Genomic DNA, 21,838 nt, shown 5'->3' on the forward strand with positions numbered 1-21,838 from the left:
CCTCATTCTTTTTCTTGGCTATGGACCCCTTTTTCCATCGCCTTCCAGGCAAGTGTTGCACATTTGATTCGTGCAGGGAATTTAGCAACACCTTGCAATGCTTCAATATCCTCAAGCTCAACGTCATCATCGTAATCTTTTCCTTGCATCATGTCTGAAAAGATTTTAGAAAGCTTTAAAGCCGTTTCGACCGATTGACCTTTAATCGCCTGAGTCATCATTGATGCTGATGACATTGAAATCGAACAGCCTTCACCGTCGAACTTTGCATCCGTAATGCTGCCGTCTTCAATCTGCAGCGTTAAGCGAATACGGTCGCCGCATGTAGGGTTATTCATATCTATAGTTAAACTATCTTCGAGTACACCTTTGTTCCGCGGGTTTTTATAGTGATCCATAATGACCTGGCGGTACAGAGTGTCCAGATTATTAAAAGACATTCGTGAAGTACTCCTTTGTTTTTATGATTCCTGCAACAAGCTTATCAACTTCTTCTTCTGTGTTGTACAGGTAAAAACTAGCACGAGCTGTTGAGGAAACATTCAGCCATTTCATTAAAGGCTGTGCACAGTGATGGCCGGCCCGAACTGCTATGCCTTCAGCATCCAGTACTGTGGCAACATCATGAGGATGCACATCTTCAATATTGAACGTTACAAGACCAGCACGCTTTTTAGGACCGTATATTGTGATTCCTTCAACTTCCGACAATCTCTCAAGTGCGTAATCAGCAAGCTTGTGCTCATATGCTTCAATGTTTTCAATACCGATTTCTTCAAGGAAATCAATGGCAGCACCAAGCCCGATTGCACCTGCGATAATAGGCGTTCCGGCTTCAAACTTCCAGGGAAGCTCTTTCCATGTGGATTCGTATAATCCGACGAAGTCAATCATTTCGCCGCCAAACTCAACAGGCTCCATGTTTTCAAGAAGCGCTTTTTTTCCGTACAGAACTCCAACACCAGTCGGGCCGCACATTTTATGAGCTGAAAAAGCAAAGAAATCACAATTCAAATCTTGAACATCAATTTTCATATGCGGAGCACTTTGCGCACCGTCAACAACCATGATCGCACCTTTGCTGTGGGCTAACTCAGCAATTTCTTTTATAGGATTTATTGTTCCCAATACATTTGAAACTTGCATGACAGAAACAATTTTAGCTGAATCTGTAATCGTTTCACGGGCATCTTCAAGGGAAATCGTGCCATCCTCCTGCAAAGGAATATACTTCAGTGTCGCACCAGTAGCTTTGGCAAGCTGCTGCCAAGGTATAACGTTAGCATGGTGTTCCATATGTGTAATCACTATCTCATCGCCGGCTTGAAGATTTGCACGTCCATAGCTTGCTGCTACTGTATTCAATGCAGTAGTAGCACCGCGTGTGAAAATGATTTCTTCTGCAGAATGAGCATTAATGAACTTTCTTACCTTTTCGCGCGCTCCCTCGTAGCCATCTGTAGCTTTAGTGCCCAGTGTATGAACTCCACGATGAACGTTTGAATTATATTCTCTATAATAGCGGTCTAACGCTTCAATGACCGGCAGCGGCTTCTGAGAAGTCGCTGCACTGTCAAGATAAACAAGATTCTGTCCATTTACTTGCTGATCCAATATCGGGAAGAGTGAACGGATATCTTGGATATTCATTACTTAACTTTCCTTTCAATTACCTCAACAAGCTGTTTCTTCACGCCTTCAATTGGCAGAACCTTAACGACAGGCGCAAGGAAACCATGAATGACAAGACGCTCAGCTTCTACTTTAGGAATTCCGCGGCTCATCAGGTAATACAATTGAAGCGGATCAACGCGGCCTACAGAAGCAGCATGTCCAGCGGTTACATCGTCCTCATCTATTAATAGAATCGGATTTGCATCTCCGCGTGCTTTTTCGCTTAGCATAAGAACTCTTGATTCCTGCTCTGCATTTGATTTAGAAGCTCCATGTTCGATTTTGCCGATGCCGTTGAAGACAGATGAAGCACTGTCTTTCATTACGCCGTGCTTTAAGATGTAGCCTTCGGAATTTTTGCCGAAGTGAATGACTTTTGTTGTGAAGTTTTGAATTTGACTTCCGCGTCCGACAACAACAGATTTCGTGTCTCCATAAGAGCCGTCACCCATCAGGTTTGTTGTGTTTTCAGAAATCGTATTGCCGTCATTCATCAAACCAAGCGCCCATTCAATACGTGCATCGCGTGCAGCAGTTCCGCGGCGGTTTACATACGTTGTAACACCTTTATTTAAATGGTCTACAGCACCGTAAGTAACTTTTGCATTATTGTTTGCAAATACTTCCGTTACAATGTTGAAAATCGATCCTTCTGTTTCTGTCGTTGAAATGTAGTTTTCAACATAAGTGACAGAGCTGTTGTCATCTGCTGCAACGATCACATGGTTGAAAAGAGTCGTTTCAGGATTTTCATGCACATACACAGCCTGAAGAGGTGCTGTTACCTCAACGTTTTTAGGAACATATACAAATACTCCGCCGTTCATAAGAGCTGCATGAAGAGCTGTTAAACGATGCTCATCAACTTTTACTCCGTCAGTCATGAAATACTTTTGCACAAGCTCAGAATGTTCGCGTGCAGCCGTATGAATATCCGTAAATATTACACCCTGGTCTTTTAATTCCTGAGACAGAGATGTATAAGCCGGTGTTGTATCCAATTGGATATATAGATTTTTATTCTCATCTTCAAGATCGATTAAAGCTTTTACTTCATCACTTAAATCATTAAGAGATGCTAAAGGTTTGCTTTTAACTGAATGTGTCTGGAATTGTGTAAAATTCCATTTATCAATTTTCGTTTTATCCGGTCTTGGCATTGCAAGGTCTTCAGCTTTTGCAAGAGCTTGTAAGCGCAGTTCTTTAAGCCATTCCGGTTCACCGAGTTCATTTGAGAAACCCGTGACATAGTCGTGGTTGAATTTCGTCTCTACTGTCATCTTAATCCCCCTAACGCTTACGCTTCTTGACCAACAGTTTCGTCTTCGATGCCAAGCTCTTGTTTAATCCAGTCATAGCCTTCTGATTCTAAACGCTGTGAAAGCTCAGGACCGCCTGATTTAACGATGCGTCCCTGCATCATTACGTGTACATGATCAGGTGTGATGTAGTTTAACAGGCGCTGATAGTGAGTGATGATCAGGCAGCCGAAATCTTCATTGCGCATTTGATTAATGCCTTTTGAAACAACTTTTAATGCATCGATATCAAGACCTGAATCGATTTCATCAAGAATCGCGATTTTAGGCTCGATCATCATTAATTGAAGAATCTCATTGCGTTTTTTCTCTCCGCCTGAGAATCCTTCATTCAGGTAACGCTGTGCCATATCAGGATCCATTTCAAGGTATTCCATGTTAGAGTCCATTTTGCGGATGAATTTCATCAAAGAAATTTCCTGTCCTTCTTCTTTGCGTGCATTAATAGAAGAACGAAGGAAGTCAGCATTAGTAACCCCGCTGATTTCACTTGGATATTGCATTGCTAAAAATAGACCTGCACGTGCGCGCTCATCTACTTCCATCTCAAGAACATCTTCACCGTCAAGTGTGATGCTTCCTTTTGTTACCTCATATTTAGGGTGCCCCATGATCGCAGATGATAATGTGGATTTACCAGTACCATTTGGTCCCATGATCGCGTGGAATTCTCCGCCTTTTATTTCAAGGTTTACACCTTTTAAAATTTCTTTTCCGTCGATTTCAACATGTAAATCTTTAATAACTAAAGTAGAACCTGCCATAAATAACTATACCTCCAATAATCTATAAGATCTCAATTTAATCATTCTCATTTTATTCTCATTCTAATTTTATAACAAATGAAATGTGAATACAACTTTTTCGGAGGCTTGCCTGATTGTGCCTGATTTATTTATAACTCAAAAGGAACCAGCCAGTGACTGATTCCTTTAAGATTGTTCTATGAATTCATTTTGCGGTCTAATTCTGCAAATAGCTGTTTGCTTTGCTGATAATCTTTTTCACGATTCTTTTCTACTTCCATACGCTTTTCATGGTTTCTGCTGTACACTGCATATCCCATTTTATGAGACTGCATTAAGGCTTTTTCCATTTCAGTTGTGTAATTCAAATCAAGCTTTTGCTGACTTGCGTAGATAATGAATCATCCTTTCAAAGTTTATCAATTAGTACTATTACATGATAACACCTCGACAAAACAGCCTCAAACATCATATAGATGGATATGAAAGGATCATGGTTCCTCATACATGATTTCAGCATTTAAGAATGCAATCTTATATAAATGCTCCGATATGCTCGAGTATGCTATTGCTTAAGCTGATTCAATTCTGTGATGCATTCTTGGACTAAGGTAACCGATTGGCTCATTGCTGCACCGCCGCCAAATGCTGCAGTCACTCCGACCGTTTCTAATATTTCCTGTTCGCTTGCCCCTTGATCTAAGCACCCTTTTGTATGATAAATAATGCAATATTCATCTTGTGAATAGATGCTGATGCCCAGCGCAATTAACTGCTTTTCTTTTTGGGAAAGTGTTCCTTCTTTAAAACATTCTTGCGTGAATTCATTATAGAGGTGTGCAAGCTCAGGCATCTTCTCTGTAAAAACACCGAGACCCTCTTTGTAATTATGCAAAGCGGCTTCACTGCTGTTTCTCGCTTCAAAATGCTGCATCTTTTTTCAGCTCCATTCCTGATATTAATCACCGTTAGTATGCAAAAAATGAGGGAGATGTATGCGTAAAAAGAGTTTTTCGGGAAGCATTTATTCCTAATTTCTACTATATTATACTGACCTTTTCAGACAAAAAAAGAGAGCACCATGTTTCGATGCTCTCTTGCCTTTTATTTTCCGTCTACAGGTACAACTGCACCTTCATATTTTTCTTCAATGAATGATTGAATTTCTTTTGAATGAAGCACTTCAACTAAAGCTTTGATTTCTTCTTTGTTTTCGTCGCCTTTGCGGACAGTGATAATGTTAACGTATGGTGATTCTGAACCTTCAAGTGCAATCGCATCTTTTTGAGGATTGAGACCTGCACCAATTGCATAGTTCGTATTAATTAAAACGGCATCGCCTTCGTCGTTGTTATAAGCCTGAGGCAGAATGCTTGCTTCTACATCTGCTTTGAATTTAAGATTTTTTTTGTTTTCATCGATATCATCAACTGTTGCAGTCGTTTTATCGACACCTTCTTTAATTGTGATTAATCCTTCGCTCTCAAGCAATGAAAGCATGCGGCCGTGGTCAGCTACAGAATTACTCATGATAATTGTGCCGCCATCTGGAATATCTTCTAACGATTTATGTTTTTTAGAATAAACACCGATTGGCTCGATATGGATGCCGCCTGCATTAACAAAGTCATAGTCTTTATTTTCTGCCATTTGAGACTCTAAATACGGAACGTGCTGGAAATAGTTTGCATCAATTTCTTTACTAGCAAGTGATTTATTTGGCAGGATATAATCCTGGAACGGCACGATATCCAGTTCAATGCCTTTTTCCTCAAGCAACGGTTGTGCCTCTTCAAGGATTTCAGCATGAGGTACATTTGATGCACCAATTTTAAGCGTTTTTGTATCTTCTCCTTCTCCGTTTCCGCCACCGGAACCACAAGCAGCAAGAGCGAAAGCGGATGTTGCGAATACAGCACTTAACAATAATTTCTTCATTTGAATTTCCTCCCTAACGTTTATCTAGTTTTGATGTGATAAAGTCTCCAATAAATTGGATGATAAATACAATAACTAATATCAGGATTGTCGCAATCATTGTTACAGCATTATTATTCCTCTGAAAGCCTTCAAGAAATGCAAGATTTCCGAGTCCCCCGGCTCCGACTACCCCCGCCATGGCTGTGTAGCCGACAAGAGCAATGGCCGTTACCGTAATTCCGGAGATTAGCGCAGGGGATGATTCAGGTATTAACACCTTCCAGATGATCGTGGATGTTTTTGCCCCCATTGATCTTGCTGCCTCAATGACTCCCTTATCAATTTCACGCAGAGCAATTTCAACCATCCGCCCGTAAAACGGTGCGGCGCCAATGATTAAGGCCGGCAGTGCTGCTTTTGCTCCAAGAAACGTATCTAAAATAGCCTTTGTAAAAGGAATCAGCAGAATGATCAGAAGAATAAACGGAATGGATCTGAAAATATTCACGAATGCAGATATAATGATATTTACCGGTTTATTTTCCCAAATACCGCCTTTAGACGTTAAGAATAATAGCAGTCCGAGTATAATACCCAAGATAAAGGTTGCAGCTACAGAGAATCCTGTCATAAATAAGGTTTCACTAGTTGCTTCCCATACATTTTCCCATCTCACGTTCTCAAACATTCGCAATCACCTCCGCTTCTACTTCCTGACTGCGGATATATGCCATTGCCTTATCCAGTTGATCAGGTTCCCCGTCCATATGAATGAACAAGGTTCCATATGATCCGCTTTGAGTTTGAGATATTTTTCCCTGAAGGATATTTACTTCAATCGGATGATTTCGGATAAGATTCGTAATGAGCGGACTTTCTGTTGAATCTCCCACAAATGTTAATTGAATTACCATTCCGTACTTGTATTTCTCAAGAATTAATTCCATTGTTTCCTGCGTATCGTCCGGCTCTGTAATTTGTTTCACAAAGCGCTTCGTAATAGACTGCTGAGGTTTTTTGAATACATCAAGTACCTCACCCTGCTCAACAATCCGCCCGTTTTCCATCACCGCAACCCGGTGGCAGATTTTACGGATAACGTGCATTTCATGTGTAATCAGGACAATTGTTAAACCGAGCCTCTCGTTAATATCTACAAGCAGCTCGAGAATGGAATCTGTTGTTTGCGGGTCCAGTGCTGATGTAGCTTCATCACAAAGCAAAACCTTTGGATTATTCGCAAGAGCTCTGGCAATTCCGACACGCTGCTTTTGTCCTCCGCTCAGCTGTGATGGATAGGCATCTTCCCGTCCTTCAAGTCCTACAAGCTTAATCAGCTCTTCTACACGGTTTACCCGCTGCTCTTTCTTTACTCCGGCGATTTCTAATGGAAACGAAATATTTTCCCGGACTGTTCTTGACCAAAGGAGATTAAAATGCTGAAAGATCATGCTGATTTCGTGTCTTGCTTTTCTCAGCTCATCTCCGCGGATTTTATCAATCTTTCTCCCAGCTACTTGAATGGAACCGTCTGTGGGCTTTTCAAGTCCGTTAAGCAATCTGATCAATGAGCTTTTTCCAGCACCGCTATAACCGATAATTCCGAAAATTTCTCCTTGATTTATGTTCAAGTCAACCGAATCAACCGCGGTAACATTTCCGCTTTTAGATTGAAAGACTTTTTTGACATCCTTTAACGTAATCACGACTTCACCTTCTTCCAAAATTCAACTCACTATCATTTTGCACGAAATGGTATAGGTTCATGATGAGATAAGAAAAGCGCAAGCGCCCGTTTAGCTCCGACAGACAGATAAGGATCCGACAGAAAAGGCGCTTTTTGCCTTTACTGGCGGAGCCGTTCTGGCCGAGGAGTTGGGCGATGGAGCTAGACATCGAAGCGCAAAATTTTATACTTTCTTATCTCTAAACAAAAATGCCTTTCTGCATAAATGAGCAGAAAGGCATATCAATAGAAGAACCTTCCTCTCATCTTTCAAAGCATAAACATCAGCTTTGAGTGAATTGGCACCTTTTCAATAAAATTGACGGTTGCCGGGCTTCGCAGGGCACTTTCCCTCCACCTCTCTGGATAAGAGACTTACAATTTATTAAATTAATTAACGTTTAATTTCAGTGAGTTTGTACTACGAGTGTGATTTTATCATGTGTCAAAAGAAGGTGTCAATCCTAAAGTGTTTTATTAATTTGAAAAGACGGATGATTCAATTAATGATTTCACACCTGTTGCTTGTTCAATCGCTTGTTCCAGATCCTCTAAAAGGTCATCAATATGTTCAATTCCAACTGACAATCGGATTAAATCTTCTGTTACTCCTGATTTTTTCAATCCTTCTGCATCCAGCTGCTGATGTGTCGTGCTGGCAGGATGAATGATCAGGCTTTTGGCATCTCCGACATTGGCTACATGTGACCAAAGATTAACGGAATTAATGACCTTTGCACCTGCTGCACGGCCGCCTTCAATGCCGAACACGACTACTGCTCCTGCTCCTTTAGCCAAATATTTATCCGCAAGATTCTTATCAGGATGCTGTTCATCTTCCGGGTACAGGACCCATTTAACAGCAGGATGCTCATTCAAATATTCAACAACTTTTCTCGTGTTAAAAATATGCTCTTTCATTCTTACATGAAGGGTCTCAAGCCCCAGATTAAATTGAAAGGCATTAAACGGACTAATAGCCGGGCCTAAATCCCTCAAAAGCTGAACCCGTGCTTTTACTATGAAAGCTGCTTCAGGCAATGCCTCCGCATATACCAGATTGTGATAACTTGGATCTGGAGTCGTAAAGCCCGGGAACTTACTTGAGTTCCAATCAAACTTTCCTCCGTCTACGATAATTCCGCCGAGTGTCGTGCCATTTCCAAGAAGCCATTTCGTTGCAGAGTGAATAACAATATCTGCTCCGTGCTCGATTGGCCTGCATAAATACGGAGTTGCAAAGGTATTATCAACAATTAAAGGGATTCCTGCTTCATGAGCAATTTTCGCAACTGCCTCTATGTCAAGAACCTGAAGACTCGGATTGCCGATTGTTTCGGCAAAAATCGCCTTTGTTTTCGGTGTAATGGCGTTCCGGAAATTCTCTGGTTCATTCGCATTTACGAACTTAGTCTGAATCCCGTACTTGGGCAATGTCGTCTGAAAAAGATTGTAGGTGCCCCCGTAAAGGCTTGAGGCAGAGACAATCTCATCTCCTGTTCCGGCAATATTTAATATTGAGAGCGTGATTGCTGCCATGCCGCTTGCCACAGCAAGACTTCCAACTCCCCCTTCTAACTGGGCAACTCTTTCTTCGAAAACCGTGGATGTAGGATTATGTATACGGGTATAAATGTAACCCTGCTCCTTTAAGGCAAATAAATCGGATGCGTGTTCAGTATCATTAAAAACATAAGCGTTAGACTGATAGATCGGCACAGCCCGCGCTCCTGTCGCCGGATCTTTCTGCAGCCCCCCATGTACATTTACCGTTTCAAGCCGATACTTTTTTTGTCCCATTTTCCCCATCTCCCTTAAATAATTTCAAATAAAATACCCCTTCATAGAAGAGGTACAATTACCATATCTCTTCTTATCTGCCAGAGCTGTCTGCCTGCTCTGCTGGAATTGGCACCGTGTTAAATCAACCGGTTGCCGGGCTTCATCGGGCCAAGTCCCTCCGCCTCTCTTGATAAGGTTATTCGCACTTAAATCTACATGAATTGTAACACTCCTTTATTTCTTCCGTCAATTAGTAGTTTGAATTTTTAGATAATTATTTAGACAGCTGAATAATGGATTCAAGTCTCAATACATTGCGAAAAGACCCCTTAACCTCCAGTGCTCCAAGCTTAGCAAGCTGCAGAAGTCTGATTGGTGTATGAAAACAGTCTGAAAGATGATCTTCATCACCAGACACCAGTACATGTGCTGAAAGATGATCATTGCCGCTGCTCAGAAAACACGTGCCTTTTTTCAGCACTAGAAGAACTGGCTTTTGTTTCGAGCCGGAACTGGTTATCTGTATTCTCAATTCTTCTATAGGAAGCAGCGGCTGGATAAAATGAGACGCATTCATTTTTTCTACAAACGAAAATAAGTCCATTTTTTGTCTCTCCATTTCTTTCTTTTCTGATCGTAAAGTATTAATTCGTTTTCATACGAACCAACACCTTTAAGAAAGGTTCGACACTTTATTGGACTTGGACAGACAAAATAATCGTTATTTTCTATTTCCCAAGAAATATGTCAAATGCCGCCCTTCTCAGGCGGCATATTCTTTCAATATTTGATAAATATGTTCTACAGAATGAAAGGCATATTTCTTTTGCGCAACTTCTCCATTTTCAAAGATAAGCATGCAGGGTACACTTTCTATTCCCCATTCGATCGCTTGCTTTGGAAGAAAATTAAGGTTTGCCGTATGAATGGTTAAACCCGGCAGCAATTCTTCAACAACAGTCAGCATTTTTTTTGCCAGCTGACACGTTCCGCAAAATGGAGTGTATAGATAAAGAATGCCAAATTCTTTTTCAGCAAAAATATCTAATTGTTCTTCCTGAATTTCAATCATTGCTTTATCTGATACTCCCTTTTCTTTTAAAAATTATAAGTATTTCGCCTGAACATCAATATTTGCGCTTAAAAGCACTGCAGCAACATGCTGATCAGGTGCAGTCGCAACTTCACGGTACATTTTATCTATAAATAAATGCGCAGCTTCGGGCAGTTCCCGCTTGAATTGTTTTCTAAGGCGATCCCCTGATTCATCTGAGTCGACGAGCACATATACATCCCGATAAAACAGCTCATCAATCATTTCGTCTAAACGTGTAAGGCTTATTGTCCCATTCGTACAGATGATTTCCACAGGTTCATTTACAACATTAAGAACCTTGCGTTTGTCAGATGTTCCTTCAACTATTATGACCTTTTCAACCTCAATTGCAGACATCGCCATCACCTATTCAGTCAGTATGTGTTATCTTATAACCTATTCGAATTGCATGAGGTTGTTTCTTAAATGAAATGAAAAGAAATAAATTGAACAAAAATGGCAGCGGAACATTTCATTCCACTGCCATTCGATTAGCACCAGCCGTTTTCTTCGTCACAATCTACATACTTTTCATCTTGTTTTGATAAAACGTCTGCATACTGGAAAAAGGAATGGTTTTCTTCTTCATATCCATTTTTCAATGAAACCTGATTTCCATTTTGACCAAAAGACATTGTGCCAATTTGCTCTTTTTCAAAAAACAAGTTCATTTGACCAGCCGAAAAACGTCCTGTAACCCGGTCTGTAATATCTAAACGTTTCTTTTCGAAAGACATACTTGAACACCCTCCTTTTTATAACTTAGGGTGTCCTTGTTCTATGTCCTTTATCAGTCTTCGTTTGTCATTTCCACATATTGCTCAGCTGTCATTAAGCTGTCAACATCACTCACATTGCTAGGCTCAATCACGATCATCCATGCTTTTTCGTAAGGTGACTCATTTACAAATTCTGGGCTGTCATCGAGATCTTCATTGATTTCTACAACTTTTCCGCTGATTGGCGCGTAAAGCTCAGAAACCGTTTTTACAGATTCAACGCTTCCGAAAGGCTCGTCTGCTTTAATTTCATCTCCAACTTCAGGAAGCTCAACAAATACAATATCCCCAAGTTCTGATTGAGCAAAATCAGTGATCCCGATACGTACTTTTTCTCCTTCAACTTTAACCCATTCGTGCTCTTCAGAATAACGAAGTTCTTTTGGTGTGTTCATTTTTATTACCTCCAAGTTTTATCATGTTTATTTGTAAAAAGACCGAAGTGTAAGTCTTCTACTTCTTTCCCCATGCTTCTTCATATTGATCTTCTTTAAAGCCGACGGTAACCTTCTTGCCGTCTGTTGTTAATGGCCTTTTGATAAGCATGCCGTCTGATGCCAGAATCTCAAGCAGTTCATCGTCAGATAAAGAAGCAACCTTTTCTTTCATGCCTAATTCACGGTATTTTTGACCGCTGGTATTAAAAAATTTTTTTACTTCTAGTCCGCTGTTATCAAGCATCGTTTTTAATTCTTCTTTTGTCGGTGGATTTTCGACAATATGTACATCTTCTACCTGCAAATTGTGATCTTCAAACCACTTCTTTGCTTTTCGGCATGTACCGCATTTTGGATACCAGTAAAACGTAAGAGCCACTCTTTTCACCACCTGCAACCGTAATTGAACAACATTATTTTACCACAATCATTTGGACAATCATAATCACAAGTTTCTATCTTGGAATTTCCAGATTTCCCAAAGAAATAAGACCTTTTCCGTTACTGGAAAAGGTCTATTACTTACAGTCTGCTTAAGCGCGGTAACCATTTTCTTCAATTAATGCAGCTGCAATCTCACGTTTTTTAGCAATCACGTTGATCGGAGTGTGACGCGTGAATTTTCTTAGTGCTGAAATCATCATGCGGAGTGTATCCCCCTGCTCGATCGCAACTAAAGATTCTTTTGCATGTGCTTCAATTTCATTAAATGCTTCCTGGCAATATACTTGAGTGTAGAGAAGTTTTTGAGCACTCTTTGCTTCTCCTGCTTTGCTGATTGCTTTTTCAGTGCGAAGAATCGCTGATTCCATTGCATAAATATTGCTTACGATATCTGCAATGTTCACTAATACTTCCTGCTCCTTCTGCAATGACTGGCCATACTTTTGTGCAGCAAGTCCAGCGATCATTAAGCCGATTTTTTTAGCATTTTTCAATAAATGTTTTTCTTGCTCAAGAACGCCTTCGCCAACTTCTTCCGGCATTAGCATCATTAACTCTTCCTGCAGAGCTTGAGCCTTTTGCAGCAATGGCAATTCGCCTTTCATTGCTTTGCGCAAATACGTTCCCGGCACTAATAGGCGGTTAATTTCATTTGTTCCTTCAAAGATACGGTTAATACGGGAATCACGGTACGCTCTTTCCACTTCATATTCTGCCATAAATCCGTATCCGCCATGGATTTGAACACCTTCGTCCACTACATAATCCAGCGTTTCAGATCCCAATACTTTATTTAAAGAGCACTCGATCGCATATTCAGCAATGGAAGCAGCTACTTCTTTCCCGTCTTTTACCTCTTCAGGAGTCAAGCGGCTCATGCGGTCTTCAAACAATCCTACTGTACGGTAAACAGAGCTCTCCATTGCATAGGTTTTAGAAGCCATATTAGCCAGTTTTTCCTGGATCAGCGAGAAGCTGCTGATTGGCGTTTTAAATTGCTGGCGCTGATTCGCATATTGAACAGAGACATCAATAATGCGTTTTGATCCGCCGATTGTACCTACCGCTAATTTATATCTTCCGATGTTAAGGATATTAAAGGCGATAACATGGCCTTTTCCAAGGTCACCTAATAGATTTTCTTTTGGAACCATCGCATCTTCAAGAATAAGAGTTCTAGTCGATGAACCTTTGATTCCCATCTTCTTTTCTTCTGGACCTGTTGATACGCCAGGGTATTCTTTTTCTACAATGAAAGCTGAGAAATGCTCGCCGTCAACTTTTGCATAGACTACAAAAACATCAGCAAAGCCTGAGTTTGTAATCCATTGCTTTTCTCCATTCAAGACATAGTGAGTTCCTTCAGCATTCAGTCTTGCAGTTGCTCTTGCACCAAGTGCATCTGATCCAGAACCCGGCTCAGTCAATGCGTAAGCTGCAATGCGCTGGCCCGTTGCAAGGTCAGGCAGATATTGCTGCTTTTGTTCTTCATTGCCGAAGAGCACAATTGGAAGAGATCCGATGCCTACATGTGCTCCGTAGGATAATGAAAAGCTGCCTGCACGCGCAAATTTTTCTGTGATCAAAGCTGAACTGATTTTATCAAGTCCAAGTCCGCCGTATTCTTCAGGAACATCTGCTCCAAGCAGTCCAAGATCGCCTGCTTGCTTAAGCAGCTTCACAGATTTATCAAATTGATGATTCTCAATATCTTCTAAGTGCGGCAAAACATCATTTACAACAAAATCCTCTGTCGTTTTAGCAATCATTTTATGCTCATCTGTGAAATCCTCAGGAGTAAATACACTTTCAAAAGTCACATCATCTAATAAAAAGCTGCCGCCTTTGATTACATTTTCAGTCGTTTTAGACATGATTGGTTCCCCCGTTTACTAAATTTAATTAAATGGTTGTTTTAGCCTGGATTGTTGTTTTTCATTCTAAATGTTGTCCGTTTCTTGCAGCGAGAGGAACTTGCTTTCCGCGGGGAGCATGGGAGCCTCCTCGACGTGCCTGCGGGGTCTCCCAATTTGCTCTATTTCCCGCAGGAGTCAAGTTCCTTCCGCTGCAATCCACTTAAGGTTTTTATCATTTAGTCCTTTTGAAATTTAATTCGATAGCAACAAAGTTTACGAAAAGAGCATTTATTAAATTAATTCAAATACGCCTGCTGCACCCATTCCACCGCCGATGCACATAGTAACAATTCCAAATTGTTCATTTCGGCGCTTCATTTCATGAATAAGAGAAAGCGTTAATTTTGCTCCTGTACAGCCGAGCGGATGGCCGAGTGCAATCGCACCGCCGTTCACATTTACTTTATCTTCATCTAAGCCAAGTTCTCTGATTACCTGAATTGACTGAGAGGCAAATGCTTCGTTCAGTTCAAAAAGTCCAATGTCAGATAAGCTTAGTCCAGCTTGTTTTAACGCACGCGGAATCGCTTCAATTGGCCCAATTCCCATTACCTCAGGCGGAACTCCGCCAACAGCGAAGGATCTGAATTTTACAAGCGACTGAAGTCCGAGTGCATCTGCCTTTTCACGGTCCATTACCATCACTGCCGCAGCCCCGTCACTTGTTTGTGATGAGTTTCCTGCAGTAACCGATCCCTTAACAGAAAATGCAGGTCTTAAATTCGCAAGAATCTGCATGCTCGTTCCAGGACGAACACCTTCATCTCTCGAGAATTGGAACTGTTTTTCCTGAAGCTTATTGTCACTGCCTACACTTCTTTGTGTAACATCTACTGCAACAATTTCATCATCAAATTTGCCTTCTTGGATGGCTCTTGCAGCGCGCTCATGGCTGCGGACCGCGAATGCATCCTGATCTTCACGGCTGACGCCGTATTTTCTTGCTACCTGCTCTGCTGTATGGCCCATTCCCATGTAATATTCAGGAGCAGTTTCAGCCAGATTTGCATTTGGACGGACAACATGACCCATCATCGGAACCATGCTCATTGATTCTGCGCCGCCTGCAATCGCCGTATCTGAATGGCCAAGCATAATTTTTTCTGCTGCATATGCAATACTCTGCAATCCTGATGAGCAGTAGCGGTTTACGGTAATGGCAGGAACTGTGTAAGGCAGTCCCGCCAGCGCTCCGATGTTTCGCGCCAAGTTTAATCCCTGCTCTGCTTCAGGCATGGCACAACCGATAATTAAATCATCTATATTTCCTTCATAGCCCCCGGCACGCTTCAGCGTTTCTTTTACAACGAGAGCCCCTAAATCATCTGGTCTGACAGTTGCAAGTGATCCTTTTTTCGCTCTTCCTACAGGTGTTCTCGCACCTGCTACAATGACCGCTTCTCTCATAACAGTGCCCCCTCCTAATTACGTAGTGGTTTCCCTTTAACAAGCATGTGCTGCATTCTTTGCTGTGATTTGCCCTCTTGAACCAGGCTCAGGAAAGCTTCTCTTTCTAAATCCAGCAGGTATTGTTCATCCACTTCAGTACCAAATGGCACCTTGCCGCCTGCAATGACATATGCAAGTTTTTTCGCGATTTTTAGATCATGCTCTGAAATAAAGCCGGATTGAAGCATGGATTGTGCGCCAAGCAGCAATGCTGCGTAACCTGTTTCGCCTACAACCGGAACCTTTTTGCGGACAGGTGCTTTATATCCTTTATCAAACAGTTCAATGACTTTTAGCTTTGCATCATGAAGGAGATGGTCTCCATTAAAGCTTACTGAGTCACTTTCATTTAAGAAGAAATTGTTTCGTGCTTCAGCAGCTGAGGCTGAAACCTTAGCCATAGCGATTGTTTCAAAGACTTTATTTGCAACATTCTGAAGATCGAAGTCTACACCTTTCGGGATGCTGTTCAGAAGTTTAATGTAAAGCTCTTTGTTGCCGCCTCCGCCCGGGATTAAACCAACACCTGCTTCTACTAATCCCATGTAGGTTTCACTTGAAGCCTGAATGTGTGCTGCCGGAAGACAGATTTCAGCTCCGCCGCCAAGCGTCATGCCAAACGGGGCTGCTACAACCGGTTTAGAACTGTATTTAATCTTCATCATTGCCTGCTGGAAGTGGCGGACAACCATGTCCACTTCAAAATAGTTATCATCTTGGGCTTCCATTAAAATCATCGCAAGGTTTGCTCCGACACAGAAGTTCTTGCCCTGATTTCCGATGACAAGCCCTTTGTAATTTTTGCTTACTTCATCGATGGAGAAATTAATCATTTGAATGATGTCCATGCCGATTGCATTGTTTGGTGAATGGAATTCAAGAAGTGCAACATCATCTCCAATGTCGATTAAGCTTGCACCGCTGTTCTTTTTAATGACCCCTTTTTTCTCTTTAATCTCTTTTAAATCAAGGACTTTTTCGTTTTGCTGAATGCGTCTGTAATCTCCATCATGATAAAAATAAGAGATGCCATCTTCTTTTTTATAGAAAGAAGTAAATCCTCGCTCAAGCATGTCTTTAATCCATGACGGAACACTGTGGCCTTCAGCTTCCATTTTTGCAGCTGACTTTGAGAGCCCGATGGCATCCCATGTCTCAAATGGACCATACTGCCAGCCAAAGCCCCATTTCATTGCTTCATCTATCGCAACGATGTCATCTGCGATCTCACTCAATAATTCTGCTGAATAAAGGAGAGTCGGACTTGTAATATTCCAAAGCAATTGGCCAGCTCTGTCGCCAGTGTAGATAAGCGCTTTCATTTTAGCTGCTGCACCTTTTGCCTGTTTTGCCATCTCAATGCTTTGGCTCTTTAATTTTTTTCTTTCTCCATATTCGAGCGTATCTGGATTCAGTTCAAGAATCTCTTTTCCTTCTTTTTTGAAGAATCCCTGGCCTGATTTGCTTCCAAGCCAGCCATTTTCGAGCATTTTCTTCATAAATTCAGGAATTTCGAAGACCGCTTTTTCACTGCCTTCAACTTGGTCATATACGTTTTTTGCTACATGTGCAAATGTGTCAAGTCCCACAACATCAAGTGTTCTGAACGTGGCGCTTTTCGGGCGTCCGATCAGCGGTCCTGTTACAGAATCCACTTCACCTACACTGTATTTTCCTTTCAGCATTTCCTGAACAGTGACAAGCAGACCGTACGTTCCAATTCGGTTTGCGATGAAGTTTGGAGTGTCTTTCGCTTCAACGACGCCTTTGCCGAGCACATCTTCCCCGAATGTTTTAATGAAAGATAAAACCTCTGGTGATGTTGCTTTAGTTGGAATAACTTCGAGCAATTTTAAATAGCGCGGCGGATTGAAGAAATGTGTTCCGAGAAAATGCTTTTGAAAATCCTCAGATCTTCCCTCAGCCATTGCCTCGACAGAAATACCCGATGTATTAGAGCTGACAATGCTTCCTTGTTTTCTATATTGATCGACTAATGTAAAGACTTTTTTCTTTATGTCTAAGTTTTCAACGACTACCTCAATAATCCAATCAGCTTCAGACAATCTGTGCATGTCATCTTCGAAGTTACCCGCTTCGATCAATGAGAGATTTTCCTTTGCAGTCAGCGGAGCCGGCTTTTGTTTTAATAACTTTTGGATGGATTCGCTCGAGATTCGGTTTCTGACAGAATGATCTTCCAAAGAAAGTCCTTTCTTCTCTTCGCTATCCGTAAGTGAGCGCGGTACAATATCAAGCAATAATACAGGGATTCCGATATTTGCCAAGTGTGCAGCAATTCCCGAACCCATTACACCAGATCCTAAAACTGCAGCTTTTTTAATTCGCTGGACCATGAATGCTCCCCCTTTTGTCGTTTTGAATGAATGCTCATTCATTTTTTGATGAAAAAAATAGTCAGGAATCAATTCCTCTATATACTAATATAAAAGATTTCGAAAATTTGTTCAATACATTTACAAAAAATTCACATATTAATTGCAGACAGCATGAAAAAAAGCAGCTGCGGGAAGGATAAAAGCCAGGAGGTGACCAATTATGGCAAGATTAAAGAAACAGCCATCTAAAGCAGGAGTAAGTGCATCAAGCGTAAAAGGCAGCTCTGGTCCAACAAACGAGATGGATGGCGGGGGCAAACGCTCTAGTACAAATCAGCAATATGGAAAGAAAAACATGGGACATGAATAAGGCAAATGAAAGCTGATTCTTATGAGAATCGGCTTTTTTTAAAGCAAAACTCTCTGTCTTTCGTTTTATGGCATTCGGAACAGGGTACATTTTCTTACATATAAACTTTTGAAGGAAAAGAGGATTAAACATGGGACACTTTATCGAAGTAGAAAAAGGCGTAAAAATATTTGCTGAAGATATTGGAGAAGGACAGCCAGTCGTATTCCTGCATGGATGGCCAGTGAATCATAAAATGTTTGAATATCAGCTGAATGAGCTTCCTGAAAAAGGCTACCGCTTTATCGGCATCGATCTAAGGGGATATGGAAAATCAGACCGCACAAAAGATGGTTATGATTATGACACAATGGCGGACGATGTTAAAGCGGTTATTGATGATTTGAAACTTGAAAATGTCGTGCTTGCCGGGTTTTCGATGGGTGGACCGATTGCCGTAAGATATATGGCAAGACACGCAGGACATAAGGTTTCTAAGTTAATGCTGCTTGCGGCAGCTGCACCTCTGTTCACCCAAAGAGATGATTATCCTTACGGGTTATCCAAGGAAGAAACAGATGATATTATCACAAACCTTCAAACAGACAGACCGGCCATGCTTGCAGAGTTCGGAAATATGTTCTTTGGAAGCAAGCTTTCCGAAGAATTTAAAGAATGGTTCCATGGCCTCGGACTTGAGGCATCTTCCTATGCAACAATTAAATCTGCGGAAGCATTGCGTGATGAAGACGTCCGCTCTGATTTGGCAAAAGTAAATGTTCCGACTGCCATTTTCCACGGGAAGAAAGATCAGATCTGTCCGTTTGAGTTCACTGAGGCAATGAGTGACGGTATTCAGTATTCATTTGTTATTCCTTTTGAAAACAGCGGACATGGTTTGTTTTTTGATGAAAAAGAGAAATTCAACAGTGAACTTTTCCGATTTTTAGAACAATAATCTTCATACGGAAAAACGCTCAGGTTCCTGAGCGTTTTTTATTATTTCTTAAGCATCCCTTTCAGTACGAAAGCAACGTTTGCCGGCCGTTCAGCAAGACGGCGCATAAAGTAACCGTACCAGTCTGTGCCGTATGGGACATATACCCTCATCTTATATCCTTCCTTCACCAGTTCGAGCTGACGTTCCGGTCTGATGCCATACAGCATTTGAAATTCAAAGTGATCACTCGGAATGTTATTTTCCTTTACAAATCGTTTTGTAAATTCAATGATCGCATCATCATGAGTAGCAACTGCTGTATAATTTCCATTTAGCAAATGCATTTTGATGATTTTCTTAAAATTTTCGTCAACATCTTTTTTTTCAGGAAAAGCTACACGCGGAGATTCTTTGTATGCTCCCTTAACAAGTCGCAAATTTGGGTGAAGCGGATTCAGATCTTCAATATCTTTAACCGTTCTGTACAGATATGCCTGAATCACCGTTCCGACATTATCGTACTCTTTCTTCAAGGTTTTAAAGATTTTGATGGTTTTCCCGCACCGCGAATAGTCTTCCATATCAATGGTGATAAAAACATTATTTATCTTTGCCGCATCCAGAATCCGCCGCATATTTCTAAGTACCGCCTCATCTGAGATATCAAGTCCCATGGAGGTCATCTTTAAGGAAAGCTGTGACCGCAGATTTTCTCTGCCTATTGCTTCTATTGCTTGAATGGTTTGATTCGCCATTTCATTTGCTTCCGCTTCGTTATCGACGAATTCACCCAAATAATCAATTGTCACATCTAAATTTTTTTCATTCAGCTTTTTTATGGCAGCTGCTGCAAGTTCAATCGTTTCACCGGCAACAAAGCGTGCTGCTCCAAATCTTAGACCATATCTCTTTGCAGCCTTTGTCATTCTTTTATTCTTTGATAAAAACAAGAAAAAACTTCGAAGTAATTGCTCCATTTGAAGTCCTCCACTCTGTTTGGCGCATTAACCAAGAATTATCTGTTACTTTATCATATTTAAAATAGTTTGAATATTATTTACCTTTAGTTGCCCGAGATTTGTCACCTAATTTCCGTATAGGATTTCTAGGATGAGGAACGATAAGGAAGAAAATGTTTGAAGGAGGTTATACCCATGCAACAACAGCAGAATACAGGCACGCAGCAAGGCATGATGCAGCAGCCGCCATCAGTCATTACGACTAAAGATCACCTTTACTTAACAGATATGCTTTCGTGGAATTTGCTTGCCATGAAAAAAGCTCACTTCTTTGCGGGACAATGCAGTGATCAGCAATTAAAAAGCGAGCTTGAGAAGGTTGGAAAGATGCACGAACAGCATTATTCTAAAATTTTGACTCATTTAAATCCAAATCAGGAAGCATACGGAACACAGCTTCAGTAGGAGAGGTGCAGGATGAATAATAATCAGAACCAGAACAAAATCGGCAACCCTGAAACACAAGTACCTAAAACCCCTCAAATGAATGACCGGGACTTTATCAATGAACTGCTGGCTACTGAAAAATATATGACAGATTCTTATTGCACAGCCCTAAATGAAATGAGCCATGATTCTCTTTATCAGGATATTCAGGGGATCTTCAACGAGACTCAAAATTGCCAAAGAGAATTATATAATCTCATGTACAAAAACGGCTGGTACAAGCTCGAAGCGGCAGACAGCCAAAAACTGCAGCAATCCCACCAGCAGTTCGCTAATTACCTGCAGCAGCAATCACCTTATCTTCAATAACGAAAAGCGGAACCGACTGTTTAGCTCCGACAGACAGATAAGGATCCGACAGTAAAGGCGCTTTTTGCCTTTGCTGGCGGAGCCGTTCTGGCCGAGGAGTTAGGAGGTGGAGCTAGACATCACCGAAAAGCGGAATCGCCCGTTTAGCGCAGGCAGACAGATAAGGATCGGCCGAGGAGCTGGGCGTTGGAGCTGGACAATAAGAAAAGCGGAACCGACTGTTTAGCGCAGGCGACCCGACAGTAAAGGCGCTTTTTGCCACTGCTTGCGGAGTCGTTCTCGCCGAGGGCCAACTATGAAAAGCCCAAATAAAAAAGAAAGCAGCACTATGCCGCTTTCTTTTTTATTTGCAGTTATCCACAAATGTTTTAAACAGGTTATGCATCGCCTCATCATGGGCGGCCATTTCTTCAGGGTGCCATTGAACGGCAAGTACATACCACTCGCTGTCAGTTCCTTCAAGTCCTTCTACGATCCCATCTGACGCTTTAGCTGTTGCAACTAGCCCATCTGCAAGCTTTCCGACTGCCTGATGGTGCATACTGTTCACACGGACCGTATCCGTTCCGAAAATGTCCTGCAGTTTGCTGCCTTTTTCAACCGTGATTTCATGAGTTGGATTCGGGCGGTCTGCTGTTTGATAATGCTTTATTGGATTCTCGTAAGTACTCTCGATATCCTGTGTGACCGTACCTCCGAGAGCTGCGTTCAGCATCGCAATGCCCCGGCAAATTCCAAATACAGGTTTTTTGGTTTCTTTCGCATATTTCACAACGGCTGTTTCCATTTCATCCCGCACACCGTTTGTTTTTCTAAGTTTTGGATCTGGGTCCTCCCCGTAAGAATGAGGGTCCACATCCTCCCCGCCGCTTAGTATAAAGCCGTCGCATTTTGATACGATAACTTTTGCCATTTCATCGTCTATTAGCGGAATAACAACTGGAATCCCTCCAGCCCCAATGACAGAACTAATATATTTTTGATGCACATGCACGCTCGGAATATCTCCGTGATCTACTACTGAGCTTGATATGCCGATAACTGGTCTTGATTGGTCCATTTTGTGTTCACTCTCCCTGGGAATTACTCTTCTTCTATCTATACCCCTCTCATTCCCTGGTCGAACCCGTTTTTTATCATTTTAAAA

25 protein-coding genes and 2 riboswitches are annotated in these 21,838 nt (G+C 41.5%); of the genes, 4 read left to right on the top strand and 21 right to left on the bottom strand.

Annotated elements, in window-relative coordinates; genetic code table 11:
- Window positions 1-2: 2 nt before the first annotated feature.
- From sufU to AC3ISE_RS19220, 19 genes are all read right to left on the bottom strand, one after another.
- On the bottom strand, window positions 3-440 hold the full coding sequence (sufU, locus tag AC3ISE_RS19130) for a Fe-S cluster assembly sulfur transfer protein SufU (protein ID WP_489222186.1): 438 nt from the start codon (window positions 438-440) through the stop codon (window positions 3-5).
- A complete protein-coding gene (locus AC3ISE_RS19135; RefSeq protein ID WP_489222187.1) occupies window positions 430-1,650 on the bottom strand; it encodes a cysteine desulfurase in 1,221 nt (406 codons plus the stop codon). The genes sufU and AC3ISE_RS19135 overlap by 11 nt, the downstream gene beginning before the upstream one ends.
- Window positions 1,650-2,954 (bottom strand): Fe-S cluster assembly protein SufD, encoded by a 1,305-nt coding sequence (sufD, locus tag AC3ISE_RS19140; RefSeq protein ID WP_489222188.1) that lies wholly within the window; start codon window positions 2,952-2,954, stop codon window positions 1,650-1,652. The genes AC3ISE_RS19135 and sufD overlap by 1 nt, the downstream gene beginning before the upstream one ends.
- 17 nt (window positions 2,955-2,971) lie before the next feature.
- Window positions 2,972-3,757 carry a Fe-S cluster assembly ATPase SufC gene (gene sufC / locus AC3ISE_RS19145; RefSeq protein ID WP_070874714.1) on the bottom strand — a complete coding sequence of 262 codons (786 nt, stop codon included), beginning with the start codon at window positions 3,755-3,757 and terminating at the stop codon, window positions 2,972-2,974.
- Window positions 3,758-3,936: 179 nt separating this feature from the next.
- Complete coding sequence (locus AC3ISE_RS19150) at window positions 3,937-4,107, bottom strand: YuzK family famiily protein (protein ID WP_489222189.1); 171 nt, start codon at window positions 4,105-4,107, stop codon at window positions 3,937-3,939.
- A 197-nt stretch (window positions 4,108-4,304) separates the two neighbouring features.
- The gene (locus AC3ISE_RS19155) at window positions 4,305-4,673 is read right to left on the bottom strand and encodes a carboxymuconolactone decarboxylase family protein (protein ID WP_070874716.1); all 369 of its coding nucleotides are present in this window, start codon (window positions 4,671-4,673) and stop codon (window positions 4,305-4,307) included.
- A gap of 170 nt (window positions 4,674-4,843) precedes the next feature.
- Window positions 4,844-5,677, bottom strand: a complete 834-nt coding sequence (locus tag AC3ISE_RS19160; RefSeq protein ID WP_489222190.1) for a MetQ/NlpA family ABC transporter substrate-binding protein — start codon at window positions 5,675-5,677, stop codon at window positions 4,844-4,846.
- Between the two features lie 13 nt (window positions 5,678-5,690).
- The gene (locus AC3ISE_RS19165) at window positions 5,691-6,347 is read right to left on the bottom strand and encodes a methionine ABC transporter permease (protein WP_070874720.1); all 657 of its coding nucleotides are present in this window, start codon (window positions 6,345-6,347) and stop codon (window positions 5,691-5,693) included.
- Window positions 6,340-7,365 (bottom strand): methionine ABC transporter ATP-binding protein, encoded by a 1,026-nt coding sequence (locus tag AC3ISE_RS19170; protein WP_489222191.1) that lies wholly within the window; start codon window positions 7,363-7,365, stop codon window positions 6,340-6,342. Before AC3ISE_RS19170 ends, AC3ISE_RS19165 begins: the two co-directional genes overlap by 8 nt.
- 280 nt (window positions 7,366-7,645) lie before the next feature.
- A riboswitch (SAM riboswitch) is annotated at window positions 7,646-7,758 on the bottom strand.
- A 104-nt stretch (window positions 7,759-7,862) separates the two neighbouring features.
- Complete coding sequence (locus AC3ISE_RS19175) at window positions 7,863-9,185, bottom strand: O-acetylhomoserine aminocarboxypropyltransferase/cysteine synthase family protein (protein ID WP_489222192.1); 1,323 nt, start codon at window positions 9,183-9,185, stop codon at window positions 7,863-7,865.
- Window positions 9,186-9,255: 70 nt separating this feature from the next.
- Window positions 9,256-9,364, bottom strand: a riboswitch (SAM riboswitch).
- A 77-nt stretch (window positions 9,365-9,441) separates the two neighbouring features.
- Window positions 9,442-9,771 carry a hypothetical protein gene (locus AC3ISE_RS19180; protein ID WP_489222193.1) on the bottom strand — a complete coding sequence of 110 codons (330 nt, stop codon included), beginning with the start codon at window positions 9,769-9,771 and terminating at the stop codon, window positions 9,442-9,444.
- 159 nt (window positions 9,772-9,930) lie between these two features.
- The gene (locus AC3ISE_RS19185; protein WP_489222194.1) at window positions 9,931-10,239 is read right to left on the bottom strand and encodes a thioredoxin family protein; all 309 of its coding nucleotides are present in this window, start codon (window positions 10,237-10,239) and stop codon (window positions 9,931-9,933) included.
- A gap of 33 nt (window positions 10,240-10,272) precedes the next feature.
- The gene (locus tag AC3ISE_RS19190) at window positions 10,273-10,620 is read right to left on the bottom strand and encodes a toprim domain-containing protein (RefSeq protein ID WP_489222195.1); all 348 of its coding nucleotides are present in this window, start codon (window positions 10,618-10,620) and stop codon (window positions 10,273-10,275) included.
- Window positions 10,621-10,754: 134 nt separating this feature from the next.
- Window positions 10,755-11,000, bottom strand: coding sequence for a YusG family protein (locus tag AC3ISE_RS19195; RefSeq protein ID WP_309194248.1), 246 nt, complete (start codon window positions 10,998-11,000; stop codon window positions 10,755-10,757).
- A 53-nt stretch (window positions 11,001-11,053) separates the two neighbouring features.
- The gene (gene gcvH / locus AC3ISE_RS19200; RefSeq protein ID WP_070874736.1) at window positions 11,054-11,437 is read right to left on the bottom strand and encodes a glycine cleavage system protein GcvH; all 384 of its coding nucleotides are present in this window, start codon (window positions 11,435-11,437) and stop codon (window positions 11,054-11,056) included.
- Window positions 11,438-11,495: 58 nt separating this feature from the next.
- On the bottom strand, window positions 11,496-11,858 hold the full coding sequence (locus AC3ISE_RS19205) for an arsenate reductase family protein (RefSeq protein WP_489222196.1): 363 nt from the start codon (window positions 11,856-11,858) through the stop codon (window positions 11,496-11,498).
- 154 nt (window positions 11,859-12,012) lie between these two features.
- Window positions 12,013-13,797, bottom strand: a complete 1,785-nt coding sequence (locus tag AC3ISE_RS19210) for an acyl-CoA dehydrogenase FadE (protein ID WP_489222197.1) — start codon at window positions 13,795-13,797, stop codon at window positions 12,013-12,015.
- Between the two features lie 273 nt (window positions 13,798-14,070).
- Window positions 14,071-15,246: an acetyl-CoA C-acetyltransferase gene (locus AC3ISE_RS19215; RefSeq protein WP_070874742.1), complete on the bottom strand. Its 1,176-nt coding sequence runs from the start codon at window positions 15,244-15,246 to the stop codon at window positions 14,071-14,073.
- Between the two features lie 14 nt (window positions 15,247-15,260).
- The gene (locus AC3ISE_RS19220; RefSeq protein ID WP_489222198.1) at window positions 15,261-17,645 is read right to left on the bottom strand and encodes a 3-hydroxyacyl-CoA dehydrogenase/enoyl-CoA hydratase family protein; all 2,385 of its coding nucleotides are present in this window, start codon (window positions 17,643-17,645) and stop codon (window positions 15,261-15,263) included.
- A gap of 202 nt (window positions 17,646-17,847) precedes the next feature.
- On the opposite strand from AC3ISE_RS19220, the gene AC3ISE_RS19225 reads away from it, so the two are divergent.
- Both AC3ISE_RS19225 and AC3ISE_RS19230 read left to right on the top strand, forming a co-directional pair.
- Entirely contained in the window at window positions 17,848-17,997 is a 150-nt protein-coding gene (locus tag AC3ISE_RS19225; RefSeq protein WP_083328076.1) for a YuzL family protein, read from the top strand.
- A gap of 130 nt (window positions 17,998-18,127) precedes the next feature.
- Window positions 18,128-18,934, top strand: a complete 807-nt coding sequence (locus AC3ISE_RS19230; protein WP_489222199.1) for an alpha/beta fold hydrolase — start codon at window positions 18,128-18,130, stop codon at window positions 18,932-18,934.
- 41 nt (window positions 18,935-18,975) lie between these two features.
- On the opposite strand, the gene AC3ISE_RS19235 is transcribed toward AC3ISE_RS19230, so the two are convergent.
- A complete protein-coding gene (locus AC3ISE_RS19235) occupies window positions 18,976-19,893 on the bottom strand; it encodes a proline dehydrogenase family protein (protein WP_489222200.1) in 918 nt (305 codons plus the stop codon).
- A gap of 177 nt (window positions 19,894-20,070) precedes the next feature.
- Between AC3ISE_RS19235 and AC3ISE_RS19240 the strand changes: the two genes are divergently transcribed.
- On the top strand, window positions 20,071-20,340 hold the full coding sequence (locus AC3ISE_RS19240) for a hypothetical protein (RefSeq protein WP_070874751.1): 270 nt from the start codon (window positions 20,071-20,073) through the stop codon (window positions 20,338-20,340).
- Window positions 20,341-20,352: 12 nt separating this feature from the next.
- Window positions 20,353-20,691 carry a spore coat protein gene (locus tag AC3ISE_RS19245; protein ID WP_133312510.1) on the top strand — a complete coding sequence of 113 codons (339 nt, stop codon included), beginning with the start codon at window positions 20,353-20,355 and terminating at the stop codon, window positions 20,689-20,691.
- A 343-nt stretch (window positions 20,692-21,034) separates the two neighbouring features.
- On the opposite strand, the gene AC3ISE_RS19250 is transcribed toward AC3ISE_RS19245, so the two are convergent.
- The gene (locus AC3ISE_RS19250; protein WP_489222201.1) at window positions 21,035-21,751 is read right to left on the bottom strand and encodes a gamma-glutamyl-gamma-aminobutyrate hydrolase family protein; all 717 of its coding nucleotides are present in this window, start codon (window positions 21,749-21,751) and stop codon (window positions 21,035-21,037) included.
- Window positions 21,752-21,838 lie beyond the last annotated feature (87 nt).

This window comes from Metabacillus sp. KH_069 (genome assembly GCF_057838075.1).

Coding starts and splice junctions, on each gene's coding strand:
- AC3ISE_RS19210 (WP_489222197.1), bottom strand. CDS start 13,797: ATGTCTAAAACGACTGAAAATGTAATCAAAGGCGGCAGCTTTTTATTA.
- sufD (WP_489222188.1), bottom strand. CDS start 2,954: ATGACAGTAGAGACGAAATTCAACCACGACTATGTCACGGGTTTCTCA.
- AC3ISE_RS19160 (WP_489222190.1), bottom strand. CDS start 5,677: ATGAAGAAATTATTGTTAAGTGCTGTATTCGCAACATCCGCTTTCGCT.
- sufU (WP_489222186.1), bottom strand. CDS start 440: ATGTCTTTTAATAATCTGGACACTCTGTACCGCCAGGTCATTATGGAT.
- AC3ISE_RS19175 (WP_489222192.1), bottom strand. CDS start 9,185: ATGGGACAAAAAAAGTATCGGCTTGAAACGGTAAATGTACATGGGGGG.
- gcvH (WP_070874736.1), bottom strand. CDS start 11,437: ATGAACACACCAAAAGAACTTCGTTATTCTGAAGAGCACGAATGGGTT.
- AC3ISE_RS19215 (WP_070874742.1), bottom strand. CDS start 15,246: ATGAGAGAAGCGGTCATTGTAGCAGGTGCGAGAACACCTGTAGGAAGA.
- AC3ISE_RS19230 (WP_489222199.1), top strand. CDS start 18,128: ATGGGACACTTTATCGAAGTAGAAAAAGGCGTAAAAATATTTGCTGAA.
- AC3ISE_RS19245 (WP_133312510.1), top strand. CDS start 20,353: ATGAATAATAATCAGAACCAGAACAAAATCGGCAACCCTGAAACACAA.
- AC3ISE_RS19190 (WP_489222195.1), bottom strand. CDS start 10,620: ATGTCTGCAATTGAGGTTGAAAAGGTCATAATAGTTGAAGGAACATCT.
- sufC (WP_070874714.1), bottom strand. CDS start 3,757: ATGGCAGGTTCTACTTTAGTTATTAAAGATTTACATGTTGAAATCGAC.
- AC3ISE_RS19185 (WP_489222194.1), bottom strand. CDS start 10,239: ATGATTGAAATTCAGGAAGAACAATTAGATATTTTTGCTGAAAAAGAA.
- AC3ISE_RS19225 (WP_083328076.1), top strand. CDS start 17,848: ATGGCAAGATTAAAGAAACAGCCATCTAAAGCAGGAGTAAGTGCATCA.
- AC3ISE_RS19195 (WP_309194248.1), bottom strand. CDS start 11,000: ATGTCTTTCGAAAAGAAACGTTTAGATATTACAGACCGGGTTACAGGA.
- AC3ISE_RS19235 (WP_489222200.1), bottom strand. CDS start 19,893: ATGGAGCAATTACTTCGAAGTTTTTTCTTGTTTTTATCAAAGAATAAA.
- AC3ISE_RS19165 (WP_070874720.1), bottom strand. CDS start 6,347: ATGTTTGAGAACGTGAGATGGGAAAATGTATGGGAAGCAACTAGTGAA.
- AC3ISE_RS19220 (WP_489222198.1), bottom strand. CDS start 17,645: ATGGTCCAGCGAATTAAAAAAGCTGCAGTTTTAGGATCTGGTGTAATG.
- AC3ISE_RS19240 (WP_070874751.1), top strand. CDS start 20,071: ATGCAACAACAGCAGAATACAGGCACGCAGCAAGGCATGATGCAGCAG.
- AC3ISE_RS19180 (WP_489222193.1), bottom strand. CDS start 9,771: ATGGACTTATTTTCGTTTGTAGAAAAAATGAATGCGTCTCATTTTATC.
- AC3ISE_RS19135 (WP_489222187.1), bottom strand. CDS start 1,650: ATGAATATCCAAGATATCCGTTCACTCTTCCCGATATTGGATCAGCAA.
- AC3ISE_RS19250 (WP_489222201.1), bottom strand. CDS start 21,751: ATGGACCAATCAAGACCAGTTATCGGCATATCAAGCTCAGTAGTAGAT.
- AC3ISE_RS19155 (WP_070874716.1), bottom strand. CDS start 4,673: ATGCAGCATTTTGAAGCGAGAAACAGCAGTGAAGCCGCTTTGCATAAT.